20 protein-coding genes are annotated in these 21904 nt (G+C 39.7%); 9 read left to right on the plus strand and 11 right to left on the minus strand.

Annotated elements, in window-relative coordinates; translation table 11 throughout:
• Positions 1–33 precede the first annotated feature (33 nt).
• Entirely contained in the window at positions 34–1311 is a 1278-nt protein-coding gene (locus EHO58_RS15785) for an acetyl-CoA hydrolase/transferase family protein (protein ID WP_135680574.1), read from the minus strand.
• 232 nt (positions 1312–1543) lie between these two features.
• Between EHO58_RS15785 and EHO58_RS15790 the strand changes: the two genes are divergently transcribed.
• Both EHO58_RS15790 and EHO58_RS15795 read left to right on the plus strand, forming a co-directional pair.
• Positions 1544–4684 carry a response regulator gene (locus EHO58_RS15790; RefSeq protein WP_135680575.1) on the plus strand — a complete coding sequence of 1047 codons (3141 nt, stop codon included), beginning with the start codon at positions 1544–1546 and terminating at the stop codon, positions 4682–4684.
• A 19-nt stretch (positions 4685–4703) separates the two neighbouring features.
• Positions 4704–5342 (plus strand): LuxR C-terminal-related transcriptional regulator, encoded by a 639-nt coding sequence (locus tag EHO58_RS15795; protein ID WP_086449354.1) that lies wholly within the window; start codon positions 4704–4706, stop codon positions 5340–5342.
• 5 nt (positions 5343–5347) lie between these two features.
• On the opposite strand, the gene EHO58_RS15800 is transcribed toward EHO58_RS15795, so the two are convergent.
• The 4 genes from EHO58_RS15800 to EHO58_RS15815 are packed head-to-tail and all read right to left on the minus strand — an operon-like array spanning position 5348 to position 8724.
• A complete protein-coding gene (locus EHO58_RS15800) occupies positions 5348–6178 on the minus strand; it encodes a sulfurtransferase (RefSeq protein WP_135680576.1) in 831 nt (276 codons plus the stop codon).
• Positions 6175–7056 (minus strand): NmrA family NAD(P)-binding protein, encoded by an 882-nt coding sequence (locus tag EHO58_RS15805; protein WP_135680577.1) that lies wholly within the window; start codon positions 7054–7056, stop codon positions 6175–6177. Before EHO58_RS15805 ends, EHO58_RS15800 begins: the two co-directional genes overlap by 4 nt.
• Positions 7053–7844 (minus strand): hydroxyethylthiazole kinase, encoded by a 792-nt coding sequence (thiM, locus tag EHO58_RS15810; protein ID WP_135680578.1) that lies wholly within the window; start codon positions 7842–7844, stop codon positions 7053–7055. Before thiM ends, EHO58_RS15805 begins: the two co-directional genes overlap by 4 nt.
• Before the next feature lie 43 nt (positions 7845–7887).
• A complete protein-coding gene (locus EHO58_RS15815) occupies positions 7888–8724 on the minus strand; it encodes a class I SAM-dependent methyltransferase (protein WP_135680579.1) in 837 nt (278 codons plus the stop codon).
• Between the two features lie 365 nt (positions 8725–9089).
• On the opposite strand from EHO58_RS15815, the gene EHO58_RS15820 reads away from it, so the two are divergent.
• Positions 9090–9335 (plus strand): hypothetical protein, encoded by a 246-nt coding sequence (locus EHO58_RS15820; protein WP_100706153.1) that lies wholly within the window; start codon positions 9090–9092, stop codon positions 9333–9335.
• Positions 9336–9422: 87 nt separating this feature from the next.
• Here EHO58_RS15820 and EHO58_RS15825 read toward each other — a convergent pair whose 3' ends face one another.
• A complete protein-coding gene (locus EHO58_RS15825; RefSeq protein ID WP_135627131.1) occupies positions 9423–9980 on the minus strand; it encodes a YbhB/YbcL family Raf kinase inhibitor-like protein in 558 nt (185 codons plus the stop codon).
• Between the two features lie 78 nt (positions 9981–10058).
• A complete protein-coding gene (locus EHO58_RS15830; protein ID WP_135680580.1) occupies positions 10059–10898 on the minus strand; it encodes a helix-turn-helix domain-containing protein in 840 nt (279 codons plus the stop codon).
• 103 nt (positions 10899–11001) lie between these two features.
• Between EHO58_RS15830 and EHO58_RS15835 the strand changes: the two genes are divergently transcribed.
• Positions 11002–11565, plus strand: coding sequence for a penicillin-binding protein activator LpoB (locus EHO58_RS15835; protein ID WP_135680581.1), 564 nt, complete (start codon positions 11002–11004; stop codon positions 11563–11565).
• Here the strand turns inward: EHO58_RS15835 and EHO58_RS15840 are convergent.
• On the minus strand, positions 11562–12863 hold the full coding sequence (locus EHO58_RS15840; RefSeq protein WP_135680582.1) for a COG3014 family protein: 1302 nt from the start codon (positions 12861–12863) through the stop codon (positions 11562–11564). The two genes, EHO58_RS15835 and EHO58_RS15840, sit on opposite strands and share 4 nt — an antisense overlap.
• A gap of 447 nt (positions 12864–13310) precedes the next feature.
• Here EHO58_RS15840 and EHO58_RS15845 point away from each other — a divergent pair, with 447 nt between their 5' ends.
• Both EHO58_RS15845 and EHO58_RS15850 read left to right on the plus strand, forming a co-directional pair.
• The gene (locus EHO58_RS15845) at positions 13311–14252 is read left to right on the plus strand and encodes a family 2A encapsulin nanocompartment shell protein (RefSeq protein ID WP_100709910.1); all 942 of its coding nucleotides are present in this window, start codon (positions 13311–13313) and stop codon (positions 14250–14252) included.
• Positions 14239–15948, plus strand: coding sequence for a family 2A encapsulin nanocompartment cargo protein cysteine desulfurase (locus EHO58_RS15850; protein ID WP_135680583.1), 1710 nt, complete (start codon positions 14239–14241; stop codon positions 15946–15948). The genes EHO58_RS15845 and EHO58_RS15850 overlap by 14 nt, the downstream gene beginning before the upstream one ends.
• A 36-nt stretch (positions 15949–15984) precedes the next feature.
• On the opposite strand, the gene epsC is transcribed toward EHO58_RS15850, so the two are convergent.
• Positions 15985–16881, minus strand: coding sequence for a serine O-acetyltransferase EpsC (gene epsC / locus EHO58_RS15855; RefSeq protein ID WP_135680584.1), 897 nt, complete (start codon positions 16879–16881; stop codon positions 15985–15987).
• 274 nt (positions 16882–17155) lie between these two features.
• On the opposite strand from epsC, the gene EHO58_RS15860 reads away from it, so the two are divergent.
• The gene (locus tag EHO58_RS15860; protein WP_135680585.1) at positions 17156–18571 is read left to right on the plus strand and encodes an OmpP1/FadL family transporter; all 1416 of its coding nucleotides are present in this window, start codon (positions 17156–17158) and stop codon (positions 18569–18571) included.
• A gap of 676 nt (positions 18572–19247) precedes the next feature.
• Entirely contained in the window at positions 19248–20078 is an 831-nt protein-coding gene (locus EHO58_RS15870; RefSeq protein ID WP_135680825.1) for an enoyl-CoA hydratase-related protein, read from the plus strand.
• 17 nt (positions 20079–20095) lie between these two features.
• On the opposite strand, the gene EHO58_RS15875 is transcribed toward EHO58_RS15870, so the two are convergent.
• Positions 20096–20410: a hypothetical protein gene (locus EHO58_RS15875; protein WP_135680586.1), complete on the minus strand. Its 315-nt coding sequence runs from the start codon at positions 20408–20410 to the stop codon at positions 20096–20098.
• 167 nt (positions 20411–20577) lie between these two features.
• Between EHO58_RS15875 and EHO58_RS15880 the strand changes: the two genes are divergently transcribed.
• Positions 20578–20844 carry a hypothetical protein gene (locus EHO58_RS15880; protein ID WP_135627121.1) on the plus strand — a complete coding sequence of 89 codons (267 nt, stop codon included), beginning with the start codon at positions 20578–20580 and terminating at the stop codon, positions 20842–20844.
• A 63-nt stretch (positions 20845–20907) separates the two neighbouring features.
• On the opposite strand, the gene EHO58_RS15885 is transcribed toward EHO58_RS15880, so the two are convergent.
• Complete coding sequence (locus EHO58_RS15885) at positions 20908–21825, minus strand: lysophospholipid acyltransferase family protein (RefSeq protein WP_135680587.1); 918 nt, start codon at positions 21823–21825, stop codon at positions 20908–20910.
• Between the last annotated feature and the right edge of the window lie 79 nt (positions 21826–21904).

Below are 21904 nucleotides of genomic sequence, written 5' to 3' on the forward strand. Positions count from 1 at the left end.
CTATGAGTGCGCAGTGATATTCGATTTTGAGAATTAAAATCCTTTAAATCTTTCGAATGCTTCTCTTTCTAACGATTCTCTGTGATTCGGGTGGGCAATTTGTGTAAGAAGTTTCGCTCTTTGTTTCAGATTTTTGCCATAAAGATCTGCAATACCGTATTCAGTGATTACGTAGTGAACATGGGCTCTGGTGGTAGTTACACTTGCGCCGGGTTGTAGTATTGGAACAATTCTGGATTTTCCGTGAGAAGTAACGGAAGGAAGTGCAATGATCGGTTTTCCTCCTTCTGAAAGAGAAGCTCCTCGGATAAAATCCATTTGTCCTCCCACGCCGGAATATTGTCTGGTTCCGATAGAATCAGCACATACTTGGCCGGTAAGATCTACTTCGATCGCCGAATTGATTGCAGTTACCTTCGGGTTTTTGCGAATATTTGCGGTATCGTTGATATAACCAATATCTAAAAATACAACTTCCGGATTATCATCCACGAAATCATAAAGTTTTCTAGTCCCCATCACGAATCCGGTCACGATCTTTCCCGGATGGATCTTTTTGTTTTTACCCGTGATAATTCCTTTTTCTACCAAAGGAATAACTCCGTCAGAAAACATTTCCGTATGAATTCCAAGATCTTTATGATTTTTTAAACAGGATAGAACTGCATCCGGAATAGCGCCGATTCCCATTTGCAGAGTGGCTCCGTCTTCTACTAGACCCGCAATATATTCTCCAATCTTAGCTTCCACCTGGTCCGGTTCGGTATGTTTCGCTTCTAATAGCGGAATATTACCTTCTACTAATTTATGGATTTTGTTTATATGAATGATCCCATCCCCATGGGTCCTAGGCATAAAATGATTCACCTGAGCGATCACGACGTTCGCGGAATCCACTGCAGCCTTGCTTGTATCTACGGAAACTCCTAAGGAGCAAAATCCATGTTTGTCAGGAGGAGAAACTGTGATTAGAGTCACATCCAAGGGAAGTATCTTTTTTCTGAATAGAGAAGGGCATTCGCTTAGGAAAATGGGAAGATAATCCGCTCTACCTTCTTTCACTGCTTCTCTCATGTTTGCACCTACAAACAGCGCGTTTGTATGGAAAGAAGACTCCATTCCATTTTGTGCATATGGAACTTCTCCTTCCGTATGAATATGGACGATCTCGATATTTTGTAATTCGGAAGCTCTGGCGCTTAATGCTTCTATTAAAAGTTTTGGAGCAGCGTATACGCTGTGGATGAAAACCCTTTGATCGTTTTTGATCTCTGAAACTGCTTCTTTCGGGGAAACAAAATGTAAATCCATATCGAAATAATTTTCCGATTTTTACCAAGTAAAAGTCAAGGGACAAAATTCGGGAGAACGTATTGATATTTCTTAGTTTTTGCCTTTAAAAAGAATATAAGAAGAAGGTCCGCTGGATCCAAAAAATCCCTAGAATAAGGGAGAATTTTGTTCCTTCTATTTATTCCCCGAATAGTCTTTTGGAATATTAAAAAGGTTTATAAATCCGGAATGGTCTGAAGAATCAGTGTAGATGGTTTCCATTTTCTCTCAAAAAATCCAAGGAGTTTTACTGATCTCATTGCTCGTTTTTAGTTTGGGTTGCGAGTCAGAAACTTCTTCTAAGAAAAAACCGAGAGTAGAAAATGGAATATTAGACCTAAGCAAAGATTGGGATTTCGGAAAGGAAGAACCCTTGAGTATAGAAGGTGATTGGGCGTTTTATTGGTCCCAATTATTTTCGGAGATCAAAAATCCTTTAAAGGCAGATCTGGATCCTTCTCAGAAATCGAAAGAGCTGATCAAATTCGGAGATGTTCCGAATGTTTGGAATGAATACAAAGACCAAAAGTATCCCGGTTTCGGATATGCAACTTATAAGATACTCGTTCGTTTAGAAAAACCGGAAACCGATATGGCGATCAAGATGTTGGAGGCCTCCACATCTTATACACTTTATGTAAATGGAAAGAAGGTAATCTCCAGCGGAGTAGTTGGGAAAACTCCCGAGACAAGCAAACCTTTATACAGACCCGGAGTTAGTGAAATTTTCGACCTTGGGGTTGAGAACGAAATTGCGATAGAGATCTCCAATTTTTCCCATTTTAAAGGAGGACCTTGGGCAAAGATCTTCATAGGAAAAAGAAAAGATCTGGTTACTATACGCCAAAGTAATGTTCGATTGGATCTATTCGTAGGCGGAGGACTTTTTGTTTTAGGTCTATATCACCTAAGCTTATTCGCATTCTTAAGAAGGGAAACTTCCACACTATATTATGGAATTCTAACAATCTGTTCCACCATTCGAATTTTGATCACTGGGGAAAGGATATTATATTCCATTTTTCCGAATTTTGATTTCGAATGGGGATATAGAATTGAATTACTAGCTAGCTTTTTAATCGCCATATTCTTTCCGTTATTTATCCGAACCTTATATCCGGATGAGATAAATAAAAAAATTATTCGGTTTCTAATTAGTATCGTTATCGGTCTTTCTTTTATAGTATTATTCACTCCTTTAGTCATATACTCCAAGACCATTTCCGTTTTTGGGATTTTAGTAACTATAGCTTGCTTTTATTTAGTATATGTTTTCTGGAAAGCGATGCGAAATAAGAAGTTAGGAGCGGACGTAGGATTATTCTTCTTTCTTCTATTTTTTGCAGTAGTGACCAATGATATATTGTATGCGAATATGGTCATAAATACCGCATACTTTTCCTCTTATGGAGTGGCTTCCTTTTTTGTTGCCCAAGCATTTATGGTATCTCAGAGGTTTACGAGTGCCTATAAACTTTCGGAAAAATTAGCTTATGATCTAAAGGATTCCAATGAGAGATTGATCTCTTTGGATAAACTGAAAGATGAATTCTTAGCGAATACTTCTCATGAGTTGAGAACTCCTTTACAAGGGATCATCGGTATTGCGGATTCTTTGAAAAGAGGGGTAGGCGGTCCCTTATCCCAGTCTGTGGAAAGACAATTAGGGATGATCGTCACAAGCGGGCAAAGACTTTCTAGTTTAGTAAATGATATTATAGATTTTTCTAAATTAAAACATAAAGATTTAAATCTAAATTTAAGATCGGTGGATTTATACCAAGCTGTGAATTTCACTCTGGAATTAAATAGGATCTCTACGGACCAAACTAAGATAAGATTGGTTAATGCGATCTTACCTGAGTTTCCGGATTTACTTGCTGATGAGAATAGGTTACAGCAGATCTTACAAAACTTAGTGAGTAATGCGATTAAATTTACGGAAAAGGGAGAGATCGTAGTCAGTGCTCGGATCAAAGCGCTTGGAATCGCAGAGATCAGCGTAAAAGATACAGGGATAGGGATAGATCCTTCGGAACACCAAAAGATATTCGAATTTTTTGAACAGGTAGAAAGGGGGGATTCCAAAAATAGTTCAGGTGCAGGACTTGGACTTTCTATCAGCCGAGCATTGGTTGTATTGCACGGTGGAGAAATTGGAGTAGAATCCGACACAGGTTTAGGTTCTCGTTTTTATTTTACGATCCCATTGGTTTCCGGAAAAATCCCAAGATCGGACGGAAAAGAGTTAAAAAATTATAAAGAAGGGAATCATCCAAGTTCGACTGTGGATCTTCACAATAAACCTTCGGATTCGGAAAAAAATGCACGAATTCTAGTGGTAGATGATGAGCCTGTGAACTTACAGGTGATACAAAACTATCTTTCTTTACGGAATATTTCTTCTGTCACTGCTAAAAGTGGAATGGAAGCTTTGGAAATATTACAAAAAGATAAGGCTTTCGATGTTGTTATTTTAGATGTGATGATGCCTAAAATGTCCGGTTTAGACACTGCCAGGGAGATCCGTAAAACACTTAGTACGCTGGAACTTCCTATCTTAATGTTGACTGCAAAAAATCAGGACAAGGACCTGATGGCCGCGTTGAATAATGGTGCAAATGATTATCTACTCAAACCTTTCGATTTTGAAGAATTGATCTTAAGGATCAATAATTTGCTCGCTTTAGCGGATGGTCATAAAAGTCGTTTAAATCAGGAGAATGAGAAAAGGGAGGCTGTAAATAATGTAAGGCAAAGGATCAATATTGACTTACATGATCACCTGGGCGGAAAGCTCACTGATCTAAAATTTTTGTCGGAAGAATTACTTTCTCAAAACCAAGAAGACAAACCAATCTTCAGAAAGATCAATGAGGCAGTGAACCAATCTATCCATATACTTAGAGAACAAATGTTGAAGATAGAAGACTTAGGTTTATTATCTGAGAATTTTATCACCGGTATCAACTTAGTCCTACTCAGAAGATATTCCGATGTGGAAAGGGATTTAGAGTTCGAATGCCAGGACGAGATACTTCAGTTTTTTGAAGAAGGAAGAAATGAAACTTCTACCATCGAACTTTATAGTATTGTGAATGAGATCACGAATAATGATCTAAAATACGGACAGGGAGTCGCCAAATGGAATTTCTATTTGGAAAACGGAGATCTGATCACGGAAATGAATGGGGAATCTTCTTATCATCTAAAAAAACATAAAACAGGAAGAGGTACGGAAAATCTGATCTATAGGATATCCGGCCTGGGGGGAAAAGTGGAAATGTCCTTAGTCGAAAACATATATAAAATAAAAATAAATATCCCGATCGGAAATTTTTCCGTAAAATAAGAAAGGTGTGAATACGATCATGAAAAATTCAGATATCAAAGTAGGAATCGTAGAAAACGACGAAAGTTTTAAGGATCAGATCCTAAAAACCTTAGAATCTATTCCTGAGATAGGTGGAGTTTTCCATTGGGAATCTGCGGAATCCTTTTGGGAAGATGAAAAGGGAAGATCCTTAGATATTATCTTTTTGGATATCATGTTGGCTGAGATGAATGGGGTAGAGCTTGCAGGGAAAATTTCCGCAAGAGATCCGGAGATCTCCAAAATTATGCTCTCTAATATGAATTCGGACGAACTAATTTATGAATCCTTAAAGAACGGTGCGATCGGTTATATCCTGAAATCGGAATTGAAGGATATCGCAGACGTAGTGGACACGGTCCTAAAGGGAGGAGCAATCATCACTCCTACAATCGCTTTTCGCGTATTGAACAGTTTTAAACAAAAGGATTATTCGGGGGAATTTAAACTGACTCCTAAGGAAAAACAGATCCTGGATGAAATGGTAAAAGGAAAAACCATCGGAAGAGTGGCAGAATTCCTAAAAGTCAGTAAATATACAGTCCAGCATCATGTGAAGAATATATACAAAAAACTGAATGTGCATAATAGGGCTGAATTGGTAAGAAAGGCGAGTGATATAGGATTATTACCTTAATTTTTTTACGATCCGAAATTGGGGGGTTGGACCTTGGGTCGTTTTTCGTCCTTCCCCCATTCGTTCCAAGAACCATCATAGACTGGAATATTTTCTATTCCTAAAATTCCTAAAGCTGTGACTACAACAGTTGCAGAAACTCCTCCATTACAGTAGCAGATGATCTTTTCAGGAAGAGAATCTATGTCCACCCCAGCGTTTTTAAACGAAACTTTTAGTTCGTCTTTAGAAAGAAATTTGCCTGTTTCCGGATCCGTTAAACTTGTATGAGGAACGTTGATCGCACCAGGTATAAAACCTTTTGCATAAACTTCTGGACGTCTGCCGTCTAGCAAAAGAGTATTAGATGACCTGAATTGTACTTCATCCGCATTTCGTTTTAATTCAGGATGAGGAATCGCTATAAAATTCTTTTTTTCATATTTAGGAAAAATAGAATCGATAGGTTTCCCTTCTTTAACCCAGCCTGTAAAACCACCGTCTAAAACCAGTCCTTTGTTATTTCCGTAATACCTGAGGGCCCAGGCTAAACGACCCGAAAACATCCGATTATGATCGTCGTATGCAACTACTGTAGTATCATTAGAAATTCCTAATATGGCCATCAATTCGGAAAATTTTTCAGGAGGGGCGATATTGACCGGAACAGGATCGTTCAAATCCACTATATCCTTGGTCCAATCTATAAAAACCGATCCTGGGATATGGCTTTTTGCATAAAGTTCGGGTTCGGAATGGTATCTGGGTTCGGTATGTTCTACTCTTCCACGTATATCCACGATCCTGATATTCGGGTCACCTAAGCGCCTATAAAGCCAGTCGGAACTAACGATCATAAAGAATCCAATTTAGGTTTTAATATCCTTTTCCCCCAAAGCCCCACAGTGGTGGGAGTAGTTGTCTCAGAACTACGTATCCCTTCTACTTCTCTGGGGAGATGCATGGAACGGTAGATATCAGTATAACCTTCTGCGGCAGCCTTTGTCACACCTTTTGCAACCAGGTCTTTGTAAAAATTTTCCAAACTTATATAATTATATTTTAATGTGGTTCCGATCGCATCACCGAGGCTTTTCGCTGCAGCTTCGAAGGTTAAGTCCTCTCCACCGTGCAAAACATGGATCTTCTTTCCTTTCCAATTCCTATTTAAAAGATAATCCGCGGCCACATCCGCGATATCCGAAGTGGCAATGAATGCAACTTCTCTATCCGGAGGAATAGGGAAGGTGATCGTTCCTCTGGATTTGAGTTCCGAAATTTGAGGAAGTAGATTTTCCAAAAAGAAACCTGGACGAAGATGTACAACATTTGCATCCGTCCTATTCAGGTATTCTTCCACATGGACGATCCCGTCCGCCACGCCTGCTTCTACTACTTCCGGAATGATTGTAGAGATATTTACCACATATTCTATCCGATTCTTTTGGACTGCGTTAGACACGCTCTTTCCGTAAAGACGATACCAACCGTGAACATCTTCCGCCTTTTTGTTACCTGGGTTCAACCAGTAAAGGGCCTCTGTTCCTTTGGTAGCTTCTAAGATAAAATTTTCGTCTTCCAAGGCGCCTTGTCGGATTGTCACTCTTTCTCGGACAGTTACATCTAATTTCTGCGGGCTTCTTGTCAGGACTGTAATATCTTTTCCTTCTTCCAAAAGTTTTGGTAGAAGGAATTTGCCAATATTTCCAGTAGGAACTGCTACAGTGATACTCATGCAGAAATTGTGCTTAGTTCGTCTAAAAATGCCACGGCAAAACTTCCGGTACCGGAAGATCTTTCTGCGGCTCTGGAACCTGCAATTGCAAATACGGCGGATGCGGAAACTGCGGCACGTAATGAGTCTTTTTGAACACCTAAGAAGGAAGCGATCAAAGCTCCTAACGAACATCCAACTCCTGTGACCTTGGTCATCAGAATATGACCTCCAGGAACTGCGATTGTCTCCTTTCCGTCTGTGATATAATCCACTTCTCCGCTGATAGCAACAATAGCTCCCGTACTAATCGCTAATTCTTTAGCAAGAGGAACTGCATCGGAAGAAGCAGCAGTAGAATCCACACCTTTGCCTCCTCCTACGGCGCCTGCAAGTGCTAAGATCTCAGAAGCGTTTCCTCGGATCACGGTAGGTTTATATTGTAAAAGATCTTTTGCAATTTCAGTCCTGTATCTAAGAGCACCAACTGCTACAGGATCTAATACCCAAGGAGTTCCTGCTTTTTGAGCAGCAATCGCGGCTGCCTTAATTGCCTTTGCATCAAAACTATTGATTGTACCTACGTTGATCAGCACTCCACCGGCAATCGCAGCGAAATCGGAAACTTCTTCTTCCGCAATCACCATTGCAGGGGAGGCACCTGCGGCCAGAAGGACGTTTGCAGTCCAGTTCGTGACCACGATATTTGTGAGCACATGAGTGAGTGGTGCGTTTTTACGGACTTCCGCCAGGTCGAAGACCACGTCGGGAGAGGGCCAGGTTTTTTGGGTCAAAGAAGCGGTTGTCATATTTTATTCTCCTAATATAATAAAAACTTAAAATTAATACGAACTATTCTTTCAGTAGGCTTAATGCGAGAAGTTGGGGAAGATCTCCTTGTCCACCTTCTACCACTTTTACTAATTTAAAACCTGCGGCTAAGAAAGTATTGATCACATCCGAAACAGGTCTATGCCAAGCGCCCACCTTACTTCTCACTGTTCCTTTCAAAAGATTCGGTTCAATGAACTGGGACTTATTATATCCCGGTTTTTGCAAAATTTCACCTTGAGAAAGAGGTTCTGCATAAGCTCCGTAAAAGCAAGGATGAACTCCAATATCGATGTATCTTCCTCCGGGGGCCAAAACTCTGAAAATTTCCTTCGCGGATCTCTCCAGATTTTCCCAATCGGTAGTAGTAAAAGTGCTGTATGCGAGATGAACGGAGTGATCCGAGATAGGAAGCTCTGCGGAGTCGCCTAAAACCACAGGAAGTCTTTTTGCTGCGATCCTCAATTGGTCTTGAGAAAGGTCCACCCCGATCGGAGAGTATCCCAACTCTTTGGTAATATCCGCGGCAAGCCCGGTGCCGCATCCTATATCCAAAACGATCCCTTCTCCTTTACCTAACAAGGATCTCAAAATTGAATACGCAGAATTTGCCAGGTCCCCTCGATTGTTTTGGTCTTGCATAATGGAATCATACCATTCTGCCAAACCTTCATAGCGCGCTTCTGATCGGATATCGTCACTTTGGACGGCGTCATGTTTGGTCAGATGGAAGAAACCATTCAGGAAAGGGTAGTCCAAGCCCAGGCGAGGATTATGCACTACTCGCTTTTCCTGGTTCCAGACCAAATTTCCCTTATCGGAAGGATCGGCTAATATATCTAGTAATATATCTAACATATTGAACTATATTATAATATAACAGAAAGTGCTCGAAGAGAGGAATGAGTCAAACTTTTTTTATACAACCAACGAATAAAGAAGAAGGAGGAAAAGTAAGCAGATATAGTCGAAAGGAATTCGGACTAATGTATCTATATTAAGCACGCATAACGTTTTATTTTAGGATCGCGTTATGATATTCTATCTTAGGATAAAAAGTTGATCTATTACTCAAGAGACTCATAGGCATAGGTCGGTTACTTAACACTTAACTTAATATTTTTTGCGAAATTTTTTTAAATCGTAAGACATAGTGTAGGGATTTTTTATAAGATCCGTCTATATTTGTAATCACTACTATCTAGTTTCATTAGGGAGGAATAATGAAAGGAAGGATTGCCGGCATCAATGAGAAGTCGAATAAAATGATCATACTTACCGAGCACGGTTATACATTCGGGATCGGTAATGTAGAATACATGCAATTAGATCATGTAATCACCGGAGAATTGAGAAGTAGTGGGACTGAGATCCTTACCAATATCACTTCCGGAGACGATTTCGTACTAGATATAGAAGCATACGATTGTTCTAAAGAGATCGCGCTTACTTTATTGAATGCGGAATAATTTTATTAGTTCACTTTTTGTTTTTCTAATACTTACAAATAAAATATAAGATCCGAAGTCGGGCTCACCCGACTTCGGAGAGAAAGTTTATCTTCCGTATTTCGCGGTCAATTTTCCTTCTGCAAGTTTTAAGGAATTGATGTAAAACCCGACTAACGCGCCGGAAGCTTCGCCATCTAAGTCTATCTTATCCTTTAATGCAAATACCTTAAAGATATAACGATGAGGTTTGTCTCCTTTCGGAGGGCAAGGTCCACCATATCCCGGTTTACCAAAATCGGTTCTACCTTGGACTGCGCCTGCAGGAAGAGGTCCTTTATCATTTCCCGCTTTTGCAGGAAGGCTTGTGACAGTAGCAGGAATATTGATCACAGTCCAATGCCACCATCCGCTTCCGGTTGGAGCATCCGGATCATACGCGGTTACGGCGAAAAACTTAGTTTCTTTAGGAGCACCTGACCATTGTAAGTCTGGAGAGTTATTTTCTCCCGAACATCCAAATCCAGAAAACACATGAGTGTTTGTGATTGTTCCTCCTTCTTTGAGGGCGGAGCTAGTGACTTTTAGGTCCCCGGCAAACGCGGATCCGGCAAAGAATAAAGCACAAAGTAATATACCGTTTCGAAACGATAGGAATCTCTTCATAAAACCTCCGAGTTCTACGCGTTGCAGAATAACACCGGAAGCTTAAGTAATCATTCCTAATTTATGAAAAATTGGGTCTTATGTCCGGACCCGATCAAGGATTGTGCCGTTCCGATCACGACTAGTTTCTCTTCTTAACATTGTGGGAGAATATCCGAATCTGTCCCGGAATCGGACCGCAAATCTGGAAGCTGAATCATATCCTGCTTCCCTTGCGATCTCCCCGATACTTCGATCCGTTGCCTGTAATAGGGAAAGGGCCAATGACATTCTGACATCGATCAGTATTTCCGAAAATGAGGAAAGTTCGGAAGATAGTCTTCTTCTTAAAGTGGCTTCGCTCATTTCCAGGCGTTCCGCAATTTCTATGGCGGACCAATCTTTTGCAGGATTTGCGCTTAAGAAGGCTCGGACCTTTTGGGATATATTATCAGTAGAAGGTATCTTAAATTTTCTACCGTATTCTCCTAACCAGATCAATATTTCTGTTGCTCTATGGATCGCAACTTGGTCGGAGATCAATTTGTCAGTGATAATAGATTCTCTTGCGAGTCGGAATGCGTCCGAAAATCCGGAGCTTATATTAGAAAAAATGAATGCTGGCTCTATATCTTTCAAATCCTGGATATTGGGTTTATAATTTCGGATCACGTTTGGATGGAATGCGATCCATGCTGCCTCAAATTCTCCATTATCCGGTCGATTGATCACGTCGAATGCTTGGCCTCCAGCAATCGCTACCGCCTCTCCCGATTTGATATCCAATTCCAGATCATTCTGTTTTAGACTTTTGATCCCTTTTTTTACGAATACAAGTGTGGGCAAGTCGGAGACTACTCTGGAAAGATATAATTCTCTTCTTTGGATCACTGTGGCCGAGAGTCCGACCCCTTCTCTGGATATGATGGAACGTTTCATAGGTTTTCTCGGGTTTTGTGTTAGACTCACCATTTTAAAGAGATTGGCAAGATTTTTGTTTTTTGCTTTTCGTATTTTTGGGCAAAGATACCGTTTAACTCAGATGAAATTCTATCTTCTTCCTATATTTATCATATTAAGTTTTTATTATTGCGCAAGTGTGGAATACCGAGACCCAAGCCAGATCGAAGGAACAAAACAATGGGGGGTGAGGGAAGTCCGAGAAACTGTTCAGAATATGAGCATTTCACTTTCCGATTTTTATAAGAAGGACTCCGTTAAAGGTTATATAGAACTTCAAAAATTCAAGAATAATACTTCAGAACATATTGATACTAAAATTTTGGCAAATGAGATTGTTACTAACTTAACTTCTAATAAGATCCCATTTGTGGATACTTCCCAAAGAAAGGCATCTTTGGACGAGATCAGTTTGAATAAGTCGGGAATCACCACTTCTGACACCAAACTGGATTTTGGAAAATTAAAATCTCCAAGTTACCGTTTGAGTGGAGAATTGAATGATCTAGTAAATTACGAAAAAGGGAAGAAGATTCAATACATCCTTATCACTCTTCGTCTGACAAGTGTAGAATCGAATGAAATCGTTTGGCAGACGGACAAAAAATTCCTGAAAATAAGTGATACGGAAGGTTACGGACTTTAATCTTCCTTTTTTATATCCGGATAAAAACCTATAGTTACGGGAATTTTTCCGAATGTGGAGGTTCGTAAGATTTCTTTTCCCGATTGTTTATCTTTTATTTTAGGAAATCTTAAATTATCTTTAGAAGTCCCAAACCAAAGATACTCGGGTAAAAAACGAACATATCTATAATTGGAAGAAATATCCAGGTCTTCCGAAAATTCCTTTTTAGAAGTTTCGATCGAACTATCTATCATCTTTGCAGCCAATTCGATTCCATATATTGCAATGATGATCCCGGCCCCACCGATCTCGGATGAATTTGCTTGCACCCCTAAATATGTGATTCCTGCTCCTAAGGCCACGATAGTAGCTCCCGTCAGAATACTCCCTGTAACTTTTGCTGCTAAAATAGAAGCCTGCTTAGTAGTGCTAAGTGTAACCAACTGAAAATATTTAGAATCATCGATTATCTCATGAATAGAATTATCTCTGTCTAAATGTCTTTGATACCAATTTTGTGTAGAAGGTGTTAAATATAATTTGCCTTGATTTCCTTCCAGATCAACCCATAAAAGTTCACTTCTTTCTCCCTTAAACTCGAATCCTAACTTTCTAAGTCCTCTTACAAAATTTAAATTTATTTCGGGATCCATAAAAGGTTCCGGTCCTGGACCACCCAAAACCAAAAAGATATTTTTGGGAGCTTGTTCCAAATAAGCATATTGTCTGAGCCAAGCAGATTTAGGAGAAAGTTTTAAAGCAGCTCTTAAGTCTATTTTAGCTTCCTGCCAATCTCCACATGCAGTCCAGAGAGAAGCGAGTAATATTCTTAAATTAGGATCATCAAATTGTCCTTCCGCACTCCATTCTCCATTTAATAAGTTAGACGCATATCTTGCTTCTACTAAAGCTTCTTCATACTGCTCCTTCTTAGCATAATAAAAACCTAAAAGTATATGAAGGAAAATAACTTCTGCTTCTGATGCGTAATAACCTTCAGGAGTTTCAGAATAGAAGAAGGAACGTAATTCTCTGCTTGCACTGAATCTTAGCCTGGATTTATTCTCTTCCGCTATTTCTTGCAATTTGGAAATATCATTATTTGGGGTATAAAACCCTATGATTGCCTTTTCGAGAGCCGTAATAAAGGTCCCTTTTTCGCCGGAAGGGAAACTTTCTAAGGCGGATTTAGGATTTTGGCTGGACCAGTCTTTTTTTGCAGGAGCGTAATCTTCTTTTTTTAAAAGGGAAGAGCAGGAAATGGAGAAGGATAAAAGTAGAAAAAGGCAGCCTAATCTCCTGAAATATTTCGCCATAGGGTAGTTAGGAGTAATAAGTGAAGAACGTTAGATGGGAACTAAAAAACATTTGGAAAACTTTTATTTTCACGATTTCTTTCGCGGAAATATGGCGCATTTTATAGAATAAACTGTCCGAAATATCCATCTAAATGGATTCATTTTATCGTCTGGAAATTTCTTTTCGTTTTATTGTACTTTGCTCTTGTTGAACTCATCACACTACATCTATTTTTATTAATTTCCCAAAAGAATAAAAAAGTATTTCCCAATTTCATAACTTCTCGAATACCAACAGGAACGAATGTTTCGATCTATCTTAGTATATTTGATTTGTTTAATATACTTATAAATGATTAAATTATATTAAACAAGGTTATTTCGACATCTGGATCCTTTTATTCGTTTCTAAACGATAAATAAATACAAGGGATCGGAACGTTCCGCTAATCAGGAGTTTTAAATATGGCTGAAAACAGCATTCCGCAACATTCTTTGGGAGATAACGCAGCTCGTAAACTTGCAAATACAACTAAAACAAATGCACAATATGATTTAATCACTCCCCGTTGGTTAGTTCGTTTATTGGATTGGAAACCTTTAGAATCCGGGACCTTAAGAGTGAACCGAGTAAAGGATAATACATCGGTAGAAGTTCTTTGTGGACAGAAGGACGAGCAACCTCTTCCTGAAACTTTCGTAGACTACGAAGAAAAACCTAGAGAATATACATTAAGCGCGATATCTACCGTATTAGATGTTCATACAAGAGTGTCCGATCTATTCAGCAATCCTCACGATCAGATCCAGGAACAACTTAGACTTACTATAGAAAGTGTAAAAGAACGCCAAGAGAACGAACTCATCAATAACGAAGATTATGGCCTTCTTAAGAATGTTCCAAAAAAACAAAGGATCCAAACTAGAAAAGGGGCTCCTACACCGGATGATCTGGACGAACTCATTTCTAAAGTTTGGAAAGAACCTTCTTTCTTCTTGGCTCATCCATTAGCGGTTGCAGCTTTCGGTAGAGAATGTACCCGCAGAGGAGTTCCGCCTGCTACAGTATCTCTTTTCGGAGCACAGTTCTTAACTTGGAGAGGACTTCCAATCATTCCTACGGATAAACTTTTAGTAGGAGGAGAGACTGCTCCTAAGGCTCCTGGTGGAACTACCAATATTCTACTTTTAAGAGTGGGTGAAAAGAAACAAGGTGTGATCGGATTATACCAACCTGGTTTGCCTGGAGAACAAACTCCTGGTCTTTCCGTTCGTTTTATGGGGATCAATCGTTCTGCAATCGGTTCTTATCTGATCTCTCTTTATTGCTCCGCCGCTGTTCTTACCGACGATGCTATCGCCGTTTTAGAAAACGTGGATGTAGGCAATTATTATGAGTACAAGTGATTTTTCTCCGGAATTACCCGGAGAATTTTCCAGGAAGGATGTTTCTCCTCCTGTAGATCCTAACTTGATCGCAGAATGGTCCAAGAAATTTTTTGGACCTCTTTCAAGTGGATCTAACGTGGACGAGTTGGTTCTTTCTTCTTCCAAAATACCGAATGAGATCCCAGCGAATAGCCAGGGAGCTATCTCTCAGGCAGAATCCGCTTCTGTAGAAAATTTTTGGACTTCCACATCCGGAGCCGGATATACTCGAGTTCCTGATCTGGGATTATCAGGCGTTGGAGTTCCTACGTATCCGGGAGGATTAAATATCCCGGGTGCAGGTCAAGGTTTACCCGGGCAGAACTCTCCATTCTCTTTTTTAGATGAGTTTAGATCCTTCGATTCGAAGGCTCAGAATATTCAAATTTCCGATCCTTTCAGTTTTAGTCCTAGTCTTGTCCCTTCCGTAGATATATCTTCCGGGAATTTTGATCTGAGTTATGCCAGAAAAGATTTTCCTATCTTAGAAGAGAAGGTGAATGGAAGAAATTTAGTTTGGTTGGATAATGCTGCTACCACTCATAAACCTCAGGCAGTAATCGATAGGCTTTCTTATTTTTACAAACATGAAAATTCCAATATTCATAGGGGAGCCCATACTTTAGCTGCAAGAGCGACTGACGCGTACGAGGCTGCCAGGGAGAAGGTAAAGGGTTTTCTGAATTCTTCTTCTACCGAGGAGATTGTATTTGTCAGAGGTGCTACGGAAGCGATCAATCTAGTCGCTCAAACCTGGGGAAGACAGAATATAGGAAAAGACGACGAGATACTCATCTCCTGGTTGGAACATCATGCGAATATTGTTCCCTGGCAGATGTTATGTTCTGAGAAAGGAGCTAAATTAAAAGTAATTCCGGTGGACGAGACAGGGCAGATTATCCTAAGCGAATACCAAAGATTACTCACTCCTAAGACTCGTATAGTTGCGTTCACTCAAGTTTCTAATGCATTAGGAACTGTTACACCTGCTGGAACAATGATAGAACTGGCTCACAAACAAGGAGCCAAGGTATTATTGGATGGAGCCCAAGCAGTCTCACATATGCCTGTGGATGTGCAAGCTTTGGATTGCGATTTTTATGTGTTCTCAGGCCATAAGGTTTTCGCTCCAACTGGAATCGGGGTTTTATTCGGTAAGAAAGAAATTTTAGATCAAATGACTCCTTGGCAAGGCGGGGGGAATATGATCCAAGATGTTACTTTCGAAAGAACAGTTTATCAACCGGCTCCTTTCCGTTTTGAGGCAGGAACAGGTAATATCGCGGATGCAGTAGGTTTAGGTGCGGCTATCGATTATCTAAACAAATTCGGGATGATTCGTATTGCAGAATACGAACATTCTCTTTTGGAATACGGGACCAAGGAACTTAAAAAAATTCCCGGCCTGAAAATGATCGGAACTGCTCCTGATAAGGCGGGGGTATTATCTTTCGTGTTGGAAGGTTTTAAAACAGAAGACGTAGGAAGATATTTAGCTCAGGAAGGAATTGCCGTCAGATCAGGACATCATTGTGCTCAACCCATTTTGAGAAGATTCGGATTGGAAAGTACTGTCAGACCTTCTTTAGCATTTTATAATACTTGCGAAGATATAGACGCTCTGATCCGAGCTCTTTATGATCTGAAAGGTGGAAGGACATCCGGCCCTCTTTGAGGGTCGGCTCATAAAACAAGATCCGATCAATATTTTTCAGATAGAAAAATCGATCACATTGTCCAGTTCTTTGGAATTCCTGACCCGGATCTCGTTTTTCTGATACACTACGGAATAAGGAGGAACACTTTGTGTGACCCAAGTGTTTCCTCCTATGATACTGTTTCTTCCGATCACAGTATCTCCTCCTAGTATTGTGGCCCCAGCATAAATGATCGTATTTTCCTCGATCGTAGGGTGCCTTTTGATACTGGCCAGATCCTTACTAACGGATAATGCTCCTAAGGTTACACCTTGATAAATTTTAACATTATCCGCTATTTCGGAAGTCCCTCCGATCACGATCCCGGTCCCGTGATCCATAAAAAATGATTTTCCTATCTTAGCTCCGGGGTGAATATCTATCCCTGTTTTTTCGTGAGCATATTCACTCAACATTCTAGGAAAGATCGGAATTCTCAAACGATGTAATACATGAGCGACCCTATGGACCGCAATCGCATAAAAACCAGAGTAGGCGAGTATAACTTCTTTTACACTTTCCGCAGCAGGATCACCTTCATAAGCTGCGATTGCATCTTTCCAGATCAGATCATATAGTAATGGTAATTCTTTTTTGAATTCGGAAAGAACCCAGTTTATCTCGGGGCCGTTGGTTCCTACTAAATAAGGTTGTAACTTCTTCTTTGCGTCCAAGAGGAAACGGGAGATACTATCTTCTACCTGAGTTTGATCTCTAAAATTTAGATCAGAGAAAAATCCTGCAAAAAGAATATCAAACAGTTCTTGGACGAATTGTCCTGCTACCTGCCTTCCACCGTAACGATGAGGATCTTCATTCTGTTTTTTGAATATAGAATCCAGGAAATTACGGTAATTATCTTCCAAGTTTGGATCGATTTTGGATGTTCCGTTAGTTTCTTGGATTCCCATAAGATTCTCCCAATAGATTCCTTTTAAAATTGAATCTGCTATAATAGATATATTTAGACCATAATTCTATAAAATCCAGAATTATTTTAATATATTAAATTTAATTCTGTTTTAATTGTATGAATATCGTAAATAGGTTTAATACAATGAGATAATTGCTCAATATATTTGTCTCTTTTAGATATTTGAATTCGTTTTATTGGAATTTTTGAGTGCTATGACGGAAACTCTTCGGAGACTTTTGTTTATTCAGGGTCCATGGGAGGAAACAGAAATGCAAAGAGGTTTTGTCCGAAATAAGTATTCGGTTTTTATAATATTCTTACTATTCGTTTTTGGGAGCGGAGAAGTTTTGGCGGTTGATGGATTATACTTCAACGCTATCAATTCCAGATATTTAGGTCTTGCTGGAGCAGGTTATGCACTCGGTGGCTCTCCGGTAGACGTTGCGTTGAACCCTGCAAATTTATCTTTGGTCAAAGGTAAAAAATTGGAATTCGGCTTGGGCGCTTCTATTATTCAAAACAGATACAGGGACCGTTTTCAAGATCCGAACCCGGAGCTGGTCTACGAAAATGATAAGTCTACAAATGTAGTAGGTCCCGGTCCTTATATCGCTTTTAAACTTCCGGTTACTGAAACTATCAATTACGGCGTAACATTCTATGTGCCGGGAGGAGCTTCCGGTGGAGTAGATAAGATTACGAGAAATACTCCGACTGGAGAAACAGTAAATCAATGGGCGGATGTCAATTTACCCGGACCACTTGGAAATTCTAAACAGATTAAAGAATCTAACTCGAATACGTTTGCGGTTTTTAAATTAGTAAACGGCCTTTCTATTAAGTTTGGGAATTTATCTTTGGGTGGAAGTGTAGAGCTTGCTTACGGAACCCAGAAATTAAATCAAAAATATTATGATATCACAGGTAATATCGAGATCCCTGGCCAAGGTTATTATTATGAAAGTTCCAAAAACGCTTTTGCTGTTGGTGGGATTTTAGGTGCCAATTATTCTTTTTCGGATTCTTTCAGGATCGCGTACGCGTACCAATCCCATGTAGGAATTCCACTGAATGGTGGGTATTCGATTGGAACAAACGATCCGAATTATTATCGTAAAACCGGAGTTTCTTATAATTTCGATCTTCCTGAAAAACATGTATTAGGATTCGCGTTCGGACCGGAAAATCTAAAATTCGCATTGGATTTCGTATATACCAACTACGGTTCTTATCTAAGAAAAGCCAACCAGACTTTGGAAGATCCGTGGCTTCCTACTCCTTTGGGGAAAACGGGATCTGCAGATGCACATTTGAATTTCAGGGATCAATGGGCGGTCATTTTAGGAGTGGAGTATAAGGCTTCTTCTTCCTGGATACTGAGAGGAGGATATTCTTATAATTCTCCATTAGTGAAAAGTAATGCTCTTGGGGGAACTACCGGAGGGTTTTTCTCTCTTACGGATATTGTCTCCGCAGGTTTCAGTTATTTATTCGATAGCTGGAGTTTGGATTTGGCGGTAAGTTATAATATCCCTAGAAAAACGATAGAAGGTGGAAAAGGAACTGATTGGGACCTTTCCCATGCTGTGGGAAGTGTGGGTAACGCGAACCTAACGGGTTATTCTTATAACGCAAGAGCCGCTATTCCTTCCTTCAGTATTGGAGCCGTAAAAAGTTTTGATTGATAGGATGAGCAGATAGGAGCCGGTTTTGCCGGCTTTTAAAAGAAAGATAAAGTTTGCTTAGGACTTATTGATTCTTTCTAAAGAAGAATTTAAGCCCTTATTCGTTTTTTCGAATTAGTAAACGAGATTTCTAAGTTGTTGGAATACTGAACCTGAGTGTGCTCTTATATATAGAGCGTAACTGCTGGTTAATATACTCAAAACAAGCGGTAGAAATTTAAAAAACTTATTTTTCGCAAACGAGAACAGGATAAACGCAGGGAATACTCCTACGATCGGGATTAACGATCCTATAAATAGGAAAAGATAAAATACCCAAAAGGAGGTTATTTCTTCCTCTTCCGGTTTTCCTGTTCTGTATTTGATTGGTTTCTGGGGCTGGGCTCTTGAATGAATCACGACGCCGCCCGGCTGGGTTCTCATTCGGTACTTTTGGTCCGACTTCTGGCTTCTATTGTCCATTCCTTAAGTGTAGATCTTTTTGAAGAAAGGAGCAACCTGATTCGTCTTCTTTTGAAAATAAATAGAATATTCCAAAAATTGAAATTTGATCGAATTCGAAGAAATCGGATGAAAAGGAACATTTAATTCTTAAATAGGATCAAGAACCTATTATAAGGTTGGAATTCCTGCGAAAACGTAAGTTTTCGTGTTATCAAAAAGTTCTTTCAGAATTATGGATCTAGTTCCTTATCTTGGCATGTCAGATCTTCCATTAATTACGAATATTCACGAAGTTGCGGGAGGTAAAATTTTCCAGATCACAATGAATCGCCCGGATGTTCACAATGCAGTGAATAAGGAGATGGCGGATCTGTTTGTAGAAGCATGGAAAACTTTCCAAAAAGATCCTGAACTTACAGTAGCTATCTTACATGGAGCAGGGGATAAGGCATTTTGTTCCGGAGCGGATCTTTCCGGTTTAGATAAAATGGCTAATTTGTATTTAAATCAGGAAGAAAGAGAAGAGTATGCTAATAATGATCCTGGACCCTTAGGCGGATCAAGGATCGTCCAGAAAAAACCTGTGATTTCTGTATCTCATGGTTATACGTATGCAGGAGGTTTAGAATTATTTTGTCATGGACATATACGTATTGCTGAACCTCAGGCCATCTTCTCGGTTGCTTGTAGAAGATGGGGAGTTCCGCTTGTAGACGGAGGGACTGTGTATCTTCCTAGATTACTCGGATGGGGATCCGCATTACCATTGATCTTAACGGGACAAAGGATCCGAGCGGAAAGAGCCTATCAATTAGGTTTAGTATGGGAACTAGTAAAAAAAGGAAAAGGTTTAGAGAGAGCATTTTCTTATGCAACTCAACTTTGTAGGCAACCTAGAGACGCAATGTTCGCGGATTTGAATTCCGCTTTAGAAGGTTGGAATCTTCCCTTACAAGAAGCTTTGACTCTAGAAGCCAGAAATACTTTTCCAGTAATGGAAAGCGAAAGCACTAAGCAGGGAGTGCAGAGATTTTTGGATGGGGATAGATTCTGGTTTAGATAGTATCTATATTTATAATTCTATAGTTTCCATTTGGAAGGTCTTCCAACATTATGAAATCTTCCTGCGGGAATATATAAAGGGTTATGCCCGGATCTTGTAGGAGAAGAATAATTATTCTGATAATTCCTATAAGGATAAAATCCTCCTGAGGATCTGTAATAACGCCCTGTTCCACTAGATGAGTTGATTCGATTACATTCGTAATAAGAATCGTAACAAACGAGTTCGTATTCCCTGGTTTGGTATTGGGACGCCATACAACCGATTAGAATACAAAAACAAATCCCTAAGGCGAGTTTTAGTAAGAGTAAGTTTTTATTCTTAGAAATCATAACTTAACGATCCTAATAAAACCATATGACCCTAGCTAGGTTCCCATTTATTTCGGAAATTGTATTGTTGATTCCGAAAAATAGTGATCTAATCCTAAAACCATTGCGATCCCCTATCAATGAGATAATATTTGAAAAAATTATCTGCCATATTATGGAGAATGTTTATGCGAACTAAAAAAAGGATTTTGATCTTACTATTGGTTCTATCTTCGCTCGGTTTTATAAATTGTAATACATATAACGATTTATACGGAACCGGGGGAAATGATAAGAGTGATAAGAAAAATTGTAATGCCGCCGCCGCATTGTATTTAAGCTGCTCTAACGAAAACCCGGGATATGCGAATACTGCATGTTCTTCCCAATATCTATTAGCCGTTGGTGCTTGTGGTTATGGTGGGGGAAGTGGAGGAGGGGGCGGAGGATATTGATCTAAAATTCTCTCTTCTTCTAATCAGACGAATCCGACTTTTATCGGATTCGTCTTCTTTGATCTATTCTTTACTGGAAAGAATTTCTACATTCCATTCTTTTAAATTAGTTAATACATAATTCAAAAGTGTTTCTTGGGCCTTTTTGGCATCTTTGGTATCTATCTGAGGGCCGAACTTCATATGGATTTTTCTGTCTCTGTATAGACTACCTAGATCTTTCCAGACCTTACCATTCTCCCAAAAGTCCGTTTTGATCGCGAATGGAACAACAGGAACTCCAGCTCTGGATGCAAGTTTAACGGCGATCGAATTGAATTCCGCAGGGTTAAACGTTCTAGTTCTTGTACTTTGAGGAAATACTACGATAGAAACCCCTTTTTTCAGGAGATTTGCACCTTCCTCCAAAACCTTGACTAGGTCCTCTCTTGGATTGTCGCGTCCTACTGCGATCGGATCCCTACTTCTCATGATTGGGCCGAAATAACCTTTTATTAAACTTTCTTTAACTACATAAGTGAGTCTTCTATGAGGTACTAAAAAGTAGGAAAATACGAAAGTTTCCAAAACGCTCATATGGTTTCCCGCAAAAACCACAGGTCCCTTAGGGGAGATAACATTCTCTAAATTTTCTATTTGGAATTTCCCTTGGCAACCTTCGATCAAGTCTAGGATCCCGCCTGATAATTCAATCCAACGAGGATCGAAAAACTTTCCATTAAGGGCAGTCTGCCTCGCTATCATGATCTGTCGGAAGTATCCGTATAAAAATGTAAGATCCGAACCGAGTAAGATCCGATCTAAAAGCCATCTTCTGCGATTTTGAGGAGTGATATATCTTAAGGAAACTCCTTCCCTTAGTTCAATTCTGCGTCCCAGCTCATCCTTGGTTAAGTCGAAGATCCCCGTTTTCAGGGCTGAATCAGGGATCTTAACTATAGGTGTTGTGATCTTATCATGAATGGATTCTGTTAAACTCACTCTAGGTTCCTTTTAGAAGCGAAAGAATGACGAACATATTAATTTTCCCCGAATTCTTTTCCAGCTAATAAAAGGTTTT

Origin of the sequence: Leptospira selangorensis, assembly GCF_004769405.1 — a bacterium.
GTDB lineage: Bacteria > Spirochaetota > Leptospiria > Leptospirales > Leptospiraceae > Leptospira_B > Leptospira_B selangorensis.